Below are 15,311 nucleotides of genomic sequence, written 5' to 3' on the forward strand. Positions count from 1 at the left end.
GCGGCGGCGCCCCTCAATACGCGTATTTCACCGAGCAGCCGTATTGGCGCGTTACCGGTTCGCTGACCTTGCGGCCGGCGGCGATTTCGTTCAGCGCCGCGGTCACATAGTTTTTCGCGCGCGGAATGTCGGCGGGGTTGGCCGAGCGGATGCTGTCGATCGCGCCCATGTAGAGCAGCGCGCCGTCCTTGCCGACGATGAACATGTGCGGCGTGTTGGTGGCTTCGTATTTCCGCCCGATCGTTCCTTTCGGATCGAGGATGACGTGGCTCGGCGCCGCGCCGCGCGTCTTGCTGAGGCGGTTCGCTTCGGCGCCGTCGACATGGCCCTGCCGGCCTGGCGCCGACGAGATGATGCTGAGCCACACCGCGCCCTTCGCACGCGCCGCCTTCTGGGTCTTCTGCATGTTGCCGGCGCCGTAGTGCTTCGAGACATAGGGGCAACCGTGGTTGGTCCATTCCAGCACGACGAGCTTGCCGCGCAGGGCCGAAAGCGTCACGGAAGCCCCGTTGCTGTCGACGCCGGTGAAGTCCGGCGCGGTCTTGCCGACTTCGGGCGCGGAAGCGGCCGCCGGGGCGGCCAGGAAAACCGCGGCAACGGCGGCGGCGGTCAGCAGTTTCAGGCGCTTCGTCATCGGTTCGTTCCCTCTTTCCGTGCGTTCCAGCCTTGCGCTTTGCCCGGGCGGCGACGCGCTATTGTCCGGCCCGCCCGGCCCGGCGCGTTTCGGCGGCCATGCTGCGGATCGCTGCGATCGTGCCGCCTTCGGTCAGGATCTGCGGCAGCACCATCGGCGTTTTCGGCGATCCTTTCGGCGGATAGATAACATAGAGCGGCACGCCGGAGCGGCCGAACCTGGCGAGATGTCCGGTGATGACCGGGTCGCGGCGGGTCCAGTCGCCCTTGAGCGTCGCCATGCGCGCCGAATCGACGGCCTTCCGAACGCTTTCGAGGCGCAGCACCACCTTTTCGTTGGCGATGCAGGTGATGCACCAGGCTGCGGTGAAGTTGATGAAGACCGGCCGGCCTTCCGCGCGCAGGGCCGCCAGCCGCGCTTCGCTGAACGGCTGCCAGGCGATGCCCGCGGCGGCGGCCTCAGCAGTCCCGTCGGACCGGACCGGGACCGGGCGCGGCGCGCCGCTATCGGCGGAACCGACCATCGCGAGGGCCGCGACGACGGCGAGTGCGGCCAGGCTGAGGCCGGCCGGGCGCCAGCGGCCGGGTGCGCCGGCGCTGGCCTGCCACAGCCAGACGGCGAAGGCGAGCAGGACGGCGCCGGCGAGCGCGCCGAGCAGCGCCGCATCGCCGGCCTGCAGGGAGAGGACCCAGATCAGCCAGGCCGCGGTCGCGAACATCGGGAAGGCGAGGAACTGCTTGAACCGGACCATCCACGGCCCCGGTTCGGGAATCAGCCGTAACAGAGCGGGCGTCATGCTGAGCAGCAGGAACGGCAGGGCGAGGCCGAGGCCGAGCGCCAGCATGACGGCCATGGCGACGGCGGCGGTCTGGCCGAGCGCGAAGCCGACCGCCGCACCCATGAAGGGCGCCGTGCAGGGCGTGGCCACGATCACGGCAAGCACGCCGGTGAAGAAGGAACCGCTGAGGCCGGACCGTTCCGCCAGCGCGCCGCCGATGCCGGCGAACCGGCTGCCGATTTCGAACAGGCCGGCGAAATTCAGCCCGATCAACACCATCAGATAGGCCATGAGCAGGACGAACACGGGTTCCTGGAGCTGGAAGCCCCAGCCGGCCGCCTCGCCGGCGGCGCGCACCGCCAGAAGAATGGCGCCGACGATTGCGAAACTCGCCAAGACGCCAAAGGTATAGGCCGCGCCGTGGCGGGCCATGCCCCGGCCCTGGCTGGCGTGGCGGGCAAAGCTGAGCCCCTTGACCGCCAGCACGGGCAGGACGCAGGGCATCAGGTTCAGGATCAGCCCGCCGAGCAGCGCCAGAAGGACCGCTTCCCAGAAACCGATCAGGGGCGCCGCGGCGGCCTTTGTCGCGGTCAGCCGGAAGGCCTGGGTCGCGACCGTGCCGTCGCCGAGCCGTTCCTTGACGACCAGCAGGCCGCCCACGTCCGTTATCGGTTTCGCCGCCTTGCCGCGCCGGGTTTCGAGGATGAGCGCGCGGTCGGTCACCGTCAGCTTCTGCGGCGCGGCATATTTCACCACGCCGTGGCCGTAGGGATAGAACCAGGCGTCCTCGATGACCTCGCGCTTCAGGCCCGCCGCCGCAACGTCGAGCCGGAACCCCTTGTTTTCGAATCGGAATGTCGCCGGCCAGGGCGACGGTTTCGGCAGCGCTGCGCGCGCTTTCGCGAAGATCGGCCCGGAGCGGAAATCGGCGATCGGCGGGTCGCCGGCGACCGGCAGGGCGAGCGTCAACACCCCCACCTCCGGAATGCAGACCTCTTCGCACACCAGCCATGACGCGCTCGCGGTCAGCGTCGCCGTTTCGCCGGGCCGCGCGTCCTTCGGCACCGAAATCGGCACCATATGGATCGCTTCGCCGCCGTAGCCGTAGTTGACCAGCGGGCCGACCGGGATGCGCTCCGGCGGCAGCCAGACGATCCCGCCGGCGGCATAGCCTTCAGGCAGATCCCAGTCGATCCGCGTCGCCTCGCCCGAATCGCCGGCATTGCGCCAGTAGGTGTGCCACTTCGGGATGATTCTGAAGACGAGGGCGACCCAGGCGGTCGTGCCCGGCCGCAGGGTGACATGCTCGCTGAGCAGTTCGGCGGTGACGTGCTTCGTCCGGAAAACGCTGTCGGCCGGCCCCGCCGGAGCGTCTTGCTGCGCACCGCCCTGCGGCGTCAGGCCGGGCAGGTCGAGGCCGCGCAACGTCCCCGGCTGCGAGGTTTGTGCAATAGCCTGCCCCGCAGGCACAAGCCCCGCGAGAAGCGCAGCGCACAGGGTCCAGCGAAGGAATCTGCCAATCATTCCGGGGCGTTACCGGGCTGCCCGATCGTGTGCCGCTATATGGGTGGTCCACTATGGCGAAAACAAGCAGGCGTGGCCTCGCGGGCCATCACGTTCGCGCCAGCCGGCATCCATTCCGCCGCGGCGGCTGGCTACCGGCAATCGGGCCACTGGCAATCCGGCGGGGCGCTGGTGTAAACATCCGGCGACGGTTCCAGGCAGTTCGGGAGGTAAACGCCATGGCCCGCTCGGTCGCCACGATCATGGACTATCCGCTGACGCTCAATCATTTGCTCGGGCGGATGCGGGAGGTTTATCCGACGCGCGAGATCGTCTCCCAGCGGCCCGACAAGTCCGTCCTGCGCCAGACCTATGCCGAGATCTGCGAACGGGCTGAGAAGCTGGCCCGGGCGCTCGTCAAGGCCGGCGTGAAGAAGGGCGACCGGGTGGCGACCCTGGCCTGGAACCACAGCGCGCATCTCGAATGCTATTACGGCATCCCGGCCGCCGGCGGCGTCATGCACACGCTCAACCTGCGCCTCGGCCCGGCCGACATCGGCTATATCGCGACCCACGCTGACGACCGGATCGTCATCGTCGACGACGTCCTGCTGCCGCTCTACGACCAGTTCAAGGACCGGATGCCGGCGCACCGCACCGTCGTCATCCCGTTCGGCGGGCCGGTCCCCGACGGCATGGAAAGCTACGAGGATTTCATCGGGACCGGCGACCCTGCAACCGGACTGCCGGAGATCGACGAAACCGACGGCTGCGCCATGTGCTACACCTCCGGCACGACCGGCGATCCCAAGGGCGTGATCTACTCGCACCGCGGAATGGTGCTCCATTCGATGGTCGGCGCCCAGCCGGACATGCTGAATTTCAGCATGAACGACTGCATCCTGCCGGTCGTGCCGATGTTCCACGCCAACGCCTGGGGCATTCCCTATGCCGCGACCATGACCGGGGCCAAGCTGGTCTTCCCGGGCCCGCATCTCGATCCCGACAGCCTGATCGCCCAGTTCATCGGCGAAAAGGTCACCTTCTCCGGCGGCGTGCCGACGGTCTGGCTCGGCATTATCCAGACGATCGAGAAGGACCCGGCGAAATACGAGGCGCTGCGCGGGCTGCGCACCGTGGTCGGCGGCTCGGCGGCGCCGCCCGCCCTGATCCGGCGCTTCCAGGACTTCGGCATCACCGTGCTCCACGCCTGGGGCATGACGGAAATGTCGCCGCTCGGCACGGTCGCCAACGTCAAGCCGCATCTCGCTGGCCAGGGCGAAGAGATCTATTTCGACTACCGCTCCAAGCAGGGCTACGCCGCGCCCTTCGTCGACCTGCGCCACCGCGACGGCGACGGCAACATCCTGCCCTGGGACGGCGAATCGATGGGCGAACTGGAGGTCCGCGGGCCGTGGATCGCCAGCAGCTATTTCAACTATCCCGAAGCCGGCGACCGCTGGAGCGACGACGGTTGGTTCCGCACCGGCGACATCGTGACCATGGATGGCGAGGGCTATGTCCAGATCACCGACCGCTCGAAGGACGTCATCAAGTCCGGCGGCGAGTGGATCAGCTCGGTCGACCTGGAGAACGCCATCATGGGCCATCCGGCGGTCAAGGAAGCCGCGGTGATCGCCCTGCCCCACACGAAATGGGACGAGCGGCCGCTCGCCTGCATCGTGCTCAAGGACGGCGCGGCGCTCACCAAGGCGGAACTCGACAGCCATCTGCTCAGCGACTTCGCCAAGTGGCAACTTCCCGACGATATCGTGGTGATCGAAGAGGTGCCCAAGACCTCGACCGGCAAGTTCCAGAAACTCACCCTGCGCAACCGCTTCGCCGACTGGCAATGGGGCGCGGACGCGCGCAAGGCCGGCTGACCGTGACCGGTTTCACCGACCGCGCGCAGGAGGGCGGCGACACGCCGCCGACCGCGCTGTTCGCCGCCGGCGACATCTCGAAGCGCATTGAATCGCTGGCCGGCGACATCGCCCGGGCGATGGGTCAGGAATTCGTGCTGCTCTGCGTCCTGAACGGCGCCTTCATCTTCACCGCCGATCTCGCCCGCGCCCTAGCGGCGCGGGGCTGCCGGCCGCGCATCGAGTTCGCCAGCTTCAAGAGCTACGGCAGTTCGACCGAGAGTTCCGGCCGGGTGCGGCTGGTCGGCGAGTTTCCGGGCAACCTGTCGGGCGAGCGGGTGCTCCTGGTCGACGACATTCTCGATACCGGCCGGACGCTGCTGACCGCGCGCATGATGGTGGAGGACGCCGGCGCCCAGACCGTCGCGACCTGCGTGCTGCTCGACAAGCCGGCGCGCCGCGAAGCGCCGGTCGAGGCCGACTATGTCGGCTTCGCCATCGACGACGTGTTCGTCGTCGGCTACGGCATCGATTACGCCGAGAAATTCCGCTACCTGCCGGACCTGGCGCATATTTCCGGGTAGTGCCGCGCCGCCTTCAATCGCTCGAATGACGGGGCTTTCCATGAACAAAGCAAGAATAATTTCCAGCGTGCCGGGCGCCGGGAAGCTGGTCCTGGGGGCCGCTGCTTACACGATCTGCACATTCGCTCTCGCCGTGGTCTGGCACGTCCTCCTGTTCAGGGAGAGCTACGAATCGTTCGGCTATTTCGAGGGAGAGCCGGACTTTCTGGTCGGCTTGCTGACGATCGCGCTTCAGGGATTTCTGCTCTGCGCCCTGTTTCCGATGCTGAAGGCCGAGGGGAGCAGTATTCGGCGGGGGTTCCGGTTCGCTCTCATCGTCGGCGCCTTCTTCTGGACGTCCCACGTGCTCGCCTTCGTCGCCAGGCAGGAGGTTCCGGGCGCGTCTGCGTTCATCTGGATGGAAACGCTCTATCTCGCGCTCCAATTCGGCGTGTTCGGCCTGATTATCGGCCTCATCCACCGGGGACGAACTACGGACTGACGCAGCACCCGCAGCCTGCGCAAAAGGGGAGCGCTTCACCCTAACTCCGCCAGCGCAGGACCGTCTCCGTTACCGGGTTGCGGAAATCGCGGCCTTCGGCGCGGGAGGCCGCCAACTCCTTCTTCAGCGCCATGTACCATTTCGCCGGCGTGTCGGCGTCGGGCAGCAGCATGGCGGCGTCGGATTTTTTGCGGCCCTCGCGCTGCCGGTTCATCGCCGTGCGGTCCTGGTTCAGGAAATTGCGCGTGACCGGGATCGCGATCGGCTTGGCCAGCGTCATCAGCGGGTGCGACCAGTACATGACGTGGTGCATCGCCGTGCGGTATTCCGAAACCGGGGTCATCGCCGTCACGCCGACATAAGTGTGCCGGTCGCCCAGCGTCATGTGCTCGACGCGGACGCCGGGCAGCCGGAAGCTTATCTCGACCGTCTTCTCGCCGCGCAGCATCCGGATGATGCGGCTGTTCGTGCTCGGCGCGTGGCGCACCATGGTGAAGCCGAGCTCCGACGGCGCATAGCGCTTGGCCTTTTCCGTCAGCGTCTTCGACGAGCGCCACCACCAGTTGCGGTGGACGTAAGCGCCGTGGGCCGGATCGATCAGGCCGATCACGGCGTCGTCGAAATGGCATTCCAGGTCCAGGGTCTCGGCGATGCCGGGCCGGCCGGGCGCCGGGATCTCGGGCAGCGCCGGCAGGTCTTCGCCGGCCGCGCCGCCATCGTCGCCCATATAGACCCAGATCAGGTGCTGCGCCTCGCGGCAGGGATAGGACCGGGTCCCGATCCGGTCGAGCCGGACCGTCTTGCGATAGTCCTCGACCAGCGAGGGAATGTTGCGGCACACGCCGTCGGTGCCGAACTGCCAGCCGTGGTAGGCGCAGGTAACCGTCTCGCCGTCGAACCGGCCGGCCGAGAGCGGCATCGCCCGGTGCGGGCAGATATCGCGCAGGGCGAAGACCGCGCCGGCCCGGTCGCGGCCGATCAGGACCGGCTCGTCGAGCAGGGTGCGGTGCACCGCCGTGCCGCGCCTGAGCCGCGTCCCCGGCATGGCGAGATACCACAGGCCGCGGGGCGCCGCCGGCACCCCGGCCGCTTCGCCGCCGGCCGCTCCGGCGCGCACTTCCGACGGGAGTACCGGCGCGCTGTCGCCCATCTGCCTCTCCGCCTTCGAGCCCGCGCTCCCAACTGCCGCAGCGGGCCGCCGCCGCGGCGCGGGACCGGTCTAGGCGCCCATCCGCGCCTGCAGGCCCTCGTCCAGCTTCTCGAGGAAGCCGTTGGTGGTCAGCCATTCCTGGTCCGGCCCGATCAGCAGGGCCAGATCCTTGGTCATGTGGCCGCTCTCGACGGTCTCGACACAGACCGTCTCCAGCGTTTCGGCGAAGTCCGCGACCGCGGGCGTCTCGTCCATCCGGCCGCGGAATTTCAGGCCGCGCGTCCAGGCGAAGATCGAGGCGATCGGGTTGGTCGAGGTCTCCCGGCCCTGCTGGTGCTGGCGATAGTGGCGGGTGACCGTGCCGTGCGCCGCCTCGGCCTCCACCGTCTTGCCGTCGGCCGTCATCAGCACCGAGGTCATCAGGCCGAGCGAGCCGAAGCCCTGGGCGACGGTATCCGATTGCACGTCGCCGTCGTAATTCTTGCACGCCCAGACGAAGCCGCCGGACCATTTGAGCGCCTGGGCCACCATGTCGTCGATCAGCCGGTGCTCGTAGCCGATGCCGGCTTCCTTGAATCTGTCGGCGAAATCGGCCTCGAAAACCTCCTGGAACAGGTCCTTGAAACGCCCGTCATAGGCTTTCATGATCGTGTTCTTGGTCGACAGGTAAACATCGCAGTTCCGGCTCAGCCCGTAGTTGAGCGAGGCGCGGGCGAAATCGCGGATTGAGGCGTCCAGATTGTACATCGCCATCGTCACGCCGCCGCCGGGGAATTCGTAGACCTCGCGCTCGATGGTCGTGCCGTCGTCGCCGTCGAAGCGGATCGTCAGCTTCCCGCTGCCCGGCACGACGAAATCGGTCGCGCGGTACTGGTCGCCGAAGGCATGGCGGCCGATGATGATCGGCTCGGTCCAGCCCGGCACCAGGCGCGGCACGTTGCGGCAGATGATCGGCTCGCGGAACACGGTGCCGCCCAGGATGTTGCGGATCGTGCCGTTGGGCGATTTCCACATCTGCTTCAGGCCGAACTCCTCGACCCGGGCCTCGTCCGGCGTGATGGTCGCACATTTGACGCCGACGCCGTGCTCCCGGATCGCGTTGGCCGCATCGACGGTGATCCGGTCGTCGGTCGCGTCGCGCTTCTGGATGCTCAGGTCGTAATAGTGCAGGTCGATATCGAGATAGGGCAGGATCAGCTTGTCCTTGATGAACTGCCAGATGATCCGGGTCATCTCATCGCCGTCGATCTCGATAACCGGCCGGGCGACCTTGATTTTGCTCATGTCGAAGTTTCCGGAATTAGCGGAGGCGGATTGGTTGGAGGGGTGCGCCGCCGATGCGACGATAGCGGGTCCGCACGATGGCGCCGACCGTCCGGCCGGTCATTCCCGGGGCGTGACCCAGTTCGACCATGCGGCCCGCTCGCTGCGCTTGTCGCGCATGCCGCCGGGAATGCGCTCGCCGCCGTCGTTCGGAAACACGAACACGGCGCCGAGCAGGATCTGCTGCGCCGGGATGCCGAGCAAGTCGAAGGTGGCGGTGTCGCGCAGGTAGCCGCCGCTCGACCAGTAGGTCGTGAGCCCCCGTTCGGTCGCTGCGAGCAGGAAGGACTGTACGGCGGCGCTCGCCGCTGCGATGTGCTCCATGTTCGCCATCGTCGGCTCGAACAGACCGCCGTTCAGGCCATCGTCGCCGTTTTCCGGCGGATTGGGCAGCCAGGTCGCGAGGATCAGCGCTTCGGCCGCGGCGAGCATCTGGGGCACGCGGCCGGCCTTTTCGGCGTTGTCCTGAACGAAGCCGATCAGGCGCCGGCAGGTCCCGGCGTCGGCGAGATGGAAGCGCCAGGGTTCGATGGTCCGGGTGCCGCGCCAGTGAACCCGGTGCGCCGGCTTGTGAAACGGCGCCCACCCCGCCAGGGCGATGAGCGATTCGATGGTCTCCCGGTCGGTTTCGGGCGCGGCCGGACGCTCGGGATCGAACATGACCTTGGTGGTCTTGCGCGTCGTGAGGATATCGGCGACGGGGTATGACGGCATGGCGGCGGCCTTTCCTGACGGACCGGTGGCGACAATATCGGGCAGCGGGACCGGTTTTTCGAGCGGCGGTTCGGCGCGGGCTACGGCCCGGCGGCTTCCAGCACGGCGAAAATCTCCTCCACCGACCGGACGACGGTCATCAGCGAGAGATGCGCCGGATCGACAAAGCCGTGTTCGACCTGCGCGTTCAGCAGGTCGAGCAGCGGCTGCCAGTATCCGCCGATATCCGCCAGCACGATCGGCTTGTCGTGGAACCGCAGCTGGCGCCAGGTCAGGATCTCGAAGGTTTCGTCGAGGGTGCCGAGGCCGCCCGGGAGCGAGACGAACGCGTCCGACAGTTTCGCCATCAGGAGCTTGCGTTCGTGCATCGAGTCAACGACATGCAGTTCGCTCACGGCGCGATGGCCATGCTCGCGCACTTCCAGATCGCGCGGGATGATGCCGGTCACCCGTCCGCCCGCAGCCATGGCGGCATCGGCGGCCGCGCCCATGAGGCCGACATTGCCGCCGCCATAGACCATATCGATGCCGCGCTCCGCCAGGCCGGCGCCGAGGGCCGCCGCGGCCTCTTTCCACGCGGGTTCGTTGCCGCTGCGCGAGCCGCAATAGACGCAGACGGCGCGGGGATACCGGCTCACGGGCATGTCCTTTCGAGGCGGCGGAGGGGGACTTGCATTCGGTGCGTGCGCCCGATTCACACGCCGCCCGACGCCCTGTCAATGACCCGCTTGCGCCCCTGTAACGCCGAAATCGAAGCGTCCCGGTCCGATTCCCGCGTTTGAGAGCCGTGCGGTCGCGCCTCAGTCGCTGTATAGTGGCGCTTCATTCGCCGTTCGGCGCGGCGGAACCGGTCATGGAGAAGACGATGGCGAAACAGTCCCATACGAAACGAGCGATTGCCGGCATCCTGCTCGCCGGCGCGATCATTTGCGGCGCGATCCTGTCCGCGCCCGCCTGGGCCCTCGACCCGGGCGACGCGATCCAGACCCGCAAGGCGGTCATGGCGTCGATCGGCGCCCATATGAACGGCATCAAGGCCGGCCTCGGCGCAAAGAACGCCAAGCTCGTCGCCGGACACGCCGGCGCGATTGCGGCGCTGGCGCCCGTCCTGCCCGGCCTGTTCCCCAGGGGAAGCGGCCCGGAAGCGGGCGAGACGCGGGCAAAGGCGGAAATCTGGCAGCAGTGGGACACGTTCGTCGCCACGACAAAGGCGCTACGGAAGGAGGCCGAGGAGCTGGCCCTGGTCACGGAGCTTGGCGACATGGCCGAGATCGCCGCCCAGTTCGGCACGATGGCGCGGGCCGGCTGCGGTGCCTGCCACCGCCCCTTCCGCGCGCCGAAGAACTAGCGTCGGGCGAGCGCCGGCGTATTCGGTCGAGTTTCAGGCGACAACTGCAAACGCCGCTCGTTCGCCGATGCTCAAAAATAACCAATAATGCCGCCCCGGACTTGGTCCGGGGCCCAGGGGGCGACCCGAAAGGCCTCGGCCCGTGCCCCTTCGCAGGCTCAGCGCAGGGTCTGAGCGAAGCCGAAGGGGCGGCCCGAAAGGTCTTTGCTTGTGGCTCCTGGGCCCCGGATCTCCGCTGCGCTCCGTCCGGGGCGGCAATGACGGGATAATTTGCGAAATCCGCTATCGGAGCGGCGGTGGGCCGCAAACGCATAGATAAAGATTTGAATCCCGTTGCCCCACTACAGCGTAATGCTCGGATTCCGGAGATTCCGGTCGCAGTCGATCAGGTTGACCTGCTTGGCGAGGATCGAAAAGCCGCCGCCGGTTATCGCCAGCCGGTGCCCGGTCCAGCCGGCCCAGTGGCGCAGGTCGCCGTCGAGCAGTTCGGCGATGTGGAAATTCGAGCGCGCCATGACGATGCCGGCGTCGCCGGTCGCGAACAGCTCGACATTGGAGACCGAGCGCACCGTCCTGCTTTCGGGGCTCTGCGACCAGGCATAGCCGGTGCGCAGCCGGTAGACCCGGTCCTCGAGCTGGCGGCGGTCGTGGAAGGCGACGGTGATTTCCCGCCGCGGATCGCCGCGTTCCGGGGTGCCGGGAATCCAGTAGGCGCATTCGGGCGCGAAGAGCGCCAGCCAGTCCTCGAGCCGGCCCCGGTCGAGCAAACGGGCCTCGCGTTCGAGAAAGGCGCGGGCGGCATCGCGCCGGGCCGGGTCGGAAATCGCAAGCTCGTCCCGGTCCCAATCGGTGAAGGCGTCGACTAGCTCCCTATAGAAATCGTCGCCGACATAGTACGAACTTGTCGACGGATCGCGTTCCGCCGCCGCCTCCATCAGGAAACGTCCCGGGTCGGCGCGATGTTCGGCTCGGTCTGCATCAGCCGCCGATAGACCCGCATATAGTCGCGCATGAAGACCTCGTCGGTCGCCGGGCCGACCGTCGTGCCGCCTTCGGCCGCGCTGTAGCGTTCGGGCAGGCCGAGGCCGCGGTGCATGTAGATCCATGCGTCTTCCTCTGCGGCGAGCCCGGCCTGGATCTGCTCGAAATTGGCCAGATCGTCGACCTCGCCGAAGGTCGGGAACTGCTCCTGGGTGCGCATGCGCAGAGCGTTGACCGGGCCCAGCGCGTCGCCGAGTTCGCCGTCCGGATCGACCACGGCGGTGCCGTACCAGGTCGTCGCCGTCTCCGTCACCGACAGGGGCTGGCCGACCTGGATATGGTTGCCCAGGATATGCAGGTTCGGAAACACGTTGATGTTGACCGGCTCCGACGACGCCAGGTCGAGAAAAGCGTCCGCCCGGTCGGGGAAGTCCCGGCGCAGGGCCGCCTCGTAGTGCTCCATGCCGGGATGCAGCCCCTCGATCGCCCACAGGGCGCCGGGGCGCTTCGGAATCGCGTCGCGCTTGTCCTTGAAGTGATGGGCGTTGGGGAAGGAATAGAGCTTCACCGGCCCGGTGTCCGGGCTGTCCTTGTAGTAGGACATGCCCTTGCCGTCGCCTTCCTGGAAGCGGTTCTCCATCATCAGCAGCGAGCGGTGCGAGAAGACGACGTGATAGCCGTCGGCGGAGTTGTCGTAGAGCAGCTTCCAGTTGCCGTTGAATTTCAGCCGGTTGGCCTCGCGCACTTCGAGCGCGCCGCCGGGATGGCGGTCCATCCATTCGTCGAGCGGCCGGCGCACCGGGCCGAGATAATCGATCAGCCCGGGCGCGTCGGCGTTCAGGGTGGCGAAGATCAGGCCGCGATAGCTCTCGACCCGCGGCACCTGCATCAGGTTGAATTCGGGCCGGGAAAAGTCGCAGCTGTAACCCTCGGGCCAGGGCACGCCGGACAGCTTGCCCGTGTTGAGGTAGGTCCAGCCGTGATAGGGGCACTGGAACGCTTTCGCCGAGCCCCTGTCCTGCCGGCAGACGGTGGCGCCCCGGTGGGTGCAGCGGTTGTAGAGCGCGCGCAGGACGCCGTTCGAATCGCGCACCACGATAAGCGGGCGGCGGCCGAGCCGGGCGCGCACGAAATCGTTGGGCTGCGGCACCTGGCTTTCGTGGGCCAGATAGACCCAGACCGCGCCGAAGATGCGCGTCATCTCCAGGTCGAAGATCGCCGGGTCGGTATAGAGCGACCGGTGCACCCGGTCCTCGTGGACCAGGGCATCGAAGTCGAAGACCCGCTCGGGCAGGATCGGTTTCTGTTGCGTCGTCATCGGCGCCTCCCCGGCAATCCGCTAGAACGCATCGAAATACTCGTTGACCTCCCACCCGGTGACGCCGGCGGCGGGATCGACGCCGGTTTCGGAGAGGAAAGCGTCGAAGCGGGCCATTTCCGCCCGTTTCAGGGCCAGATAATAGCCGATATAGGCGTCGCCGAAAGCGTCGCGATAAAGCGGCGATCGTTCCAGGGCTTCGAGGGCCGCCGGCAGGCCGGTCGGCAGCATCGGGCGGTCGGCGGTATAGGGCGCGTCGTCGGCGGGCCATGGTTCGGCTCCGCGCGCCAGTCCGTCCAGCCCGGCGGCGACCTGCGCGGCGATGAAAAGATAGGGGTTGGCCGCCGGCTCGCCGACCCGGTTCTCGTAGCGCGTCGCCGGATCGCCGGCGCCGCCGAGCACCCGCACCATCGTGCCGCGATGGTCGAAGCCCCAGGTCACGCGGTCGGGGGCGAGCTAAAACGGCCGGAAGCGACGATAGCCGTTGACCGTCGGCGAACCGAACACGACGCCGTCCAGCGCATGGTCCAGCAGGCCGGCGAGGAAATTGCGGCCGAGCGGCGACAGATGATCGGGCCCGGCCGCCGGCATGAGCGCGTTGGCGCCGCTGCCGTCGCACAGAGAAAGATGCAGATGCCAGCCGCTCGGATACAGCCCGCGCCGGCCCGGCGCCGCCATGAAGCTCGCCATATGGCCCATCCGCCGGCAGATCTGCCGGGTCGCGGTGCGGAACAGGACATAGTCGTCCGCGGCGCGCATCGCGTCGCCGGGCGCAAAGGTACATTCCACCTGTCCGGCGCCCCACTCGTTCTCGATCGAGCGCAGGCCCAGCCCAAGCGCATCGTAATGCGAAACCAGCGTGCTCATCGCCGGCTGCATCAGGTCGAGGTTGCTTTCGCTGTGATAGGAAAAGCCGGAATCGTGCGGCGCCACCGGCAACGGCCGGCCGCGCTCGCCGAGGATGCCGATATTCTCCTCGCCGAGCGTGTCGTCCAGCAGCTTGAGGAGGTACCACTCCACTTCGACGCCGACGACCGCGCCCAGGCCGCGCACCGCCAGCGCGTCGAGCGTGCGGCGCAGCACCCGGCGGGCCGAGAAGTGAAACGGCGCGCCGTCGCGGAAATACTCGTCGCACAGGACCCAGCCGACGCCCGGCGCCCAGGGCAGGATGCGGAAGGTCGCCGGGTCGGGCACCGCGACCAGGTTGGGCGAGCCGGTCATCTCCGGCAGGTCCATGCCGCCGCCCGGCGTGAAGGAGGCGAAGACGCGGCTGCCGGAAGCGTCGAGCGTCCAGAGCGCCACGTTGATGTTGTGGCCGTCGGCGAGCGCCGCCTCGAAGGCCGGCAGGGTCAGCGCCTTGGCGCGGACATGGCCGTGGCTGTCGGACCAGGCGAGCCGCACCAGTTGCAGCTTCTCCGCCCGCGCCCGCGCCGCGATGTCCCGGGCGCAGCGCGCCTGGTCGTCGGTCCACAGGCCGTGGCGGGCGATGAAGCCTTCCGGTTCGGGTGCGTCGGTCATTGCGCCGGGCAGACTAGGCGATCCGGCTCCCGGTCGGGGCAATTTTTTGGATTGATTTCTGTTACTATGCGTTTGCAGCCCACTGCCGCTCAGATAGCCCATGCTGTTGACCATCCCTCAGTGCCACCCCGGATGGAGCGAAGCGGAAATCCGGGGTCCAGGGGCCACGGGGTGAGGCCTTTCGGGTCGCCCCTGGGCCCCGAAACAAGTCCGGGGCGGCAAATTCGTTTTTTTTTGAATATCGACGAACAAACTGCGTTTGGAGTGTTCGCAGACTTGCTCCCACCGTCGGAGGAAAACCCGGCGCTGCAACGCCAAAGACCAAAATGCCAAATTTCCTAGCAGCTGCAGGCTTGGCAGACCCGCTACGGCCGGCCGGTCGAACCGGAGCGACCGCCCCGCTAGACGCCGTCCGCTTTACCGGTTCCCGTCAGCAGGCGGCGCCGGCAGCCAGTCGTCGACCATGGCCGCGCTCACCACCGGTGCGTCCAGCGAGCGCTCACCGTCGGACGGCCGGAACTCGCTGATTGCAAACGCGCGGTGGCGTTTTCCCGGCGTGGCGGCCGTCGCGATCAGGCGAATCCAGAGCGTGTCCACCGGCCGCGACAGGACGATTATTTGCATGCCGTTGCGCTCGACAACGTCCGCCCTGTCGGTCAGGCCGTCCGACGTCTGGATCAACGCCTGGCGCAACCGCCCGTTGTCGGCCCAGGCTTTCGGCGACCGGCCGTTGCCGTTCCACAGGGTGAGATAGCGGATACGCCGGACTGCCGTAAAACGAAGCTCGATCAGGGTGCCGAGGTTGAGGCCGCGCTGGCCGGGCGACCAGGCGGTCTTCGGGTCGCCGTCGGCGGCATGGCGCGGATGGAAGAAAACGGCCTCCTGACCCGGTTTCTCAGGGAAAAGGGGCAGCCGCACCGTCGACGCGCAGACCGTCCAGCCGCGCTTCGGCACCTGCTGGCAGGTCAAATTGCCTGGAAGTTCGCCGGTCGGCACCGCGGCCAGCGCCGGCGCGGCCATCGACGCAATCAGCAATGCCGACAATATCGGGCGTCTCATATCGACCCGGCGATAGGCGGAATCGCCGGATCGCGCAAGCCCGTACGCACGCAAGCCC

13 protein-coding genes and 1 pseudogene are annotated in these 15,311 nt (G+C 67.7%); 4 read left to right on the forward strand and 10 right to left on the reverse strand.

Going from position 1 to position 15,311, the window contains the following annotated elements:
- Positions 1-13: 13 nt before the first annotated feature.
- Complete coding sequence (locus OXM58_16265; GenBank protein MDE0149921.1) at positions 14-634, reverse strand: redoxin domain-containing protein; 621 nt, start codon at positions 632-634, stop codon at positions 14-16.
- Positions 635-692: 58 nt separating this feature from the next.
- Positions 693-2,936, reverse strand: a complete 2,244-nt coding sequence (locus tag OXM58_16270) for a thioredoxin family protein (GenBank protein ID MDE0149922.1) — start codon at positions 2,934-2,936, stop codon at positions 693-695.
- A 218-nt stretch (positions 2,937-3,154) separates the two neighbouring features.
- Between OXM58_16270 and OXM58_16275 the strand changes: the two genes are divergently transcribed.
- The 3 genes from OXM58_16275 to OXM58_16285 are packed head-to-tail and all read left to right on the forward strand — an operon-like array spanning position 3,155 to position 5,842.
- Positions 3,155-4,798, forward strand: coding sequence for a long-chain fatty acid--CoA ligase (locus OXM58_16275; GenBank protein MDE0149923.1), 1,644 nt, complete (start codon positions 3,155-3,157; stop codon positions 4,796-4,798).
- A gap of 2 nt (positions 4,799-4,800) precedes the next feature.
- The gene (gene hpt / locus OXM58_16280; protein ID MDE0149924.1) at positions 4,801-5,361 is read left to right on the forward strand and encodes a hypoxanthine phosphoribosyltransferase; all 561 of its coding nucleotides are present in this window, start codon (positions 4,801-4,803) and stop codon (positions 5,359-5,361) included.
- 40 nt (positions 5,362-5,401) lie between these two features.
- Entirely contained in the window at positions 5,402-5,842 is a 441-nt protein-coding gene (locus OXM58_16285; GenBank protein MDE0149925.1) for a hypothetical protein, read from the forward strand.
- A gap of 40 nt (positions 5,843-5,882) precedes the next feature.
- On the opposite strand, the gene OXM58_16290 is transcribed toward OXM58_16285, so the two are convergent.
- The 4 genes from OXM58_16290 to OXM58_16305 form a co-directional block, all read right to left on the reverse strand.
- Entirely contained in the window at positions 5,883-6,992 is a 1,110-nt protein-coding gene (locus tag OXM58_16290; GenBank protein ID MDE0149926.1) for an aromatic ring-hydroxylating dioxygenase subunit alpha, read from the reverse strand.
- A 69-nt stretch (positions 6,993-7,061) separates the two neighbouring features.
- A complete protein-coding gene (locus OXM58_16295) occupies positions 7,062-8,276 on the reverse strand; it encodes an NADP-dependent isocitrate dehydrogenase (protein MDE0149927.1) in 1,215 nt (404 codons plus the stop codon).
- A 99-nt stretch (positions 8,277-8,375) separates the two neighbouring features.
- Positions 8,376-9,029 carry a nitroreductase family protein gene (locus OXM58_16300; protein MDE0149928.1) on the reverse strand — a complete coding sequence of 218 codons (654 nt, stop codon included), beginning with the start codon at positions 9,027-9,029 and terminating at the stop codon, positions 8,376-8,378.
- Positions 9,030-9,109: 80 nt separating this feature from the next.
- Entirely contained in the window at positions 9,110-9,667 is a 558-nt protein-coding gene (locus OXM58_16305; GenBank protein MDE0149929.1) for a TIGR00730 family Rossman fold protein, read from the reverse strand.
- 176 nt (positions 9,668-9,843) lie between these two features.
- On the opposite strand from OXM58_16305, the gene OXM58_16310 reads away from it, so the two are divergent.
- Positions 9,844-10,377 (forward strand): cytochrome c, encoded by a 534-nt coding sequence (locus OXM58_16310; protein MDE0149930.1) that lies wholly within the window; start codon positions 9,844-9,846, stop codon positions 10,375-10,377.
- A 341-nt stretch (positions 10,378-10,718) separates the two neighbouring features.
- Here OXM58_16310 and OXM58_16315 read toward each other — a convergent pair whose 3' ends face one another.
- The 4 genes and pseudogenes from OXM58_16315 to OXM58_16330 form a co-directional block, all read right to left on the reverse strand.
- Positions 10,719-11,312: an aromatic-ring-hydroxylating dioxygenase subunit beta gene (locus OXM58_16315; protein MDE0149931.1), complete on the reverse strand. Its 594-nt coding sequence runs from the start codon at positions 11,310-11,312 to the stop codon at positions 10,719-10,721.
- Positions 11,312-12,676, reverse strand: coding sequence for a Rieske 2Fe-2S domain-containing protein (locus OXM58_16320; protein MDE0149932.1), 1,365 nt, complete (start codon positions 12,674-12,676; stop codon positions 11,312-11,314). The genes OXM58_16315 and OXM58_16320 overlap by 1 nt, the downstream gene beginning before the upstream one ends.
- 21 nt (positions 12,677-12,697) lie before the next feature.
- Positions 12,698-13,897 (reverse strand): annotated as a pseudogene (locus OXM58_16325) (glutamine synthetase family protein).
- 714 nt (positions 13,898-14,611) lie between these two features.
- The gene (locus OXM58_16330; protein ID MDE0149933.1) at positions 14,612-15,238 is read right to left on the reverse strand and encodes a discoidin domain-containing protein; all 627 of its coding nucleotides are present in this window, start codon (positions 15,236-15,238) and stop codon (positions 14,612-14,614) included.
- Positions 15,239-15,311 lie beyond the last annotated feature (73 nt).

The organism is Rhodospirillaceae bacterium (assembly GCA_028819475.1).
Classification (GTDB): domain Bacteria; phylum Pseudomonadota; class Alphaproteobacteria; order Bin65; family Bin65; genus Bin65.

Coding starts and splice junctions, on each gene's coding strand:
- OXM58_16295 (MDE0149927.1), bottom strand. CDS start 8,276: ATGAGCAAAATCAAGGTCGCCCGGCCGGTTATCGAGATCGACGGCGAT.
- OXM58_16320 (MDE0149932.1), bottom strand. CDS start 12,676: ATGACGACGCAACAGAAACCGATCCTGCCCGAGCGGGTCTTCGACTTC.
- OXM58_16315 (MDE0149931.1), bottom strand. CDS start 11,312: ATGGAGGCGGCGGCGGAACGCGATCCGTCGACAAGTTCGTACTATGTC.
- OXM58_16300 (MDE0149928.1), bottom strand. CDS start 9,029: ATGCCGTCATACCCCGTCGCCGATATCCTCACGACGCGCAAGACCACC.
- OXM58_16265 (MDE0149921.1), bottom strand. CDS start 634: ATGACGAAGCGCCTGAAACTGCTGACCGCCGCCGCCGTTGCCGCGGTT.
- OXM58_16285 (MDE0149925.1), top strand. CDS start 5,402: ATGAACAAAGCAAGAATAATTTCCAGCGTGCCGGGCGCCGGGAAGCTG.
- OXM58_16275 (MDE0149923.1), top strand. CDS start 3,155: ATGGCCCGCTCGGTCGCCACGATCATGGACTATCCGCTGACGCTCAAT.
- OXM58_16290 (MDE0149926.1), bottom strand. CDS start 6,992: ATGGGCGACAGCGCGCCGGTACTCCCGTCGGAAGTGCGCGCCGGAGCG.
- OXM58_16270 (MDE0149922.1), bottom strand. CDS start 2,936: ATGATTGGCAGATTCCTTCGCTGGACCCTGTGCGCTGCGCTTCTCGCG.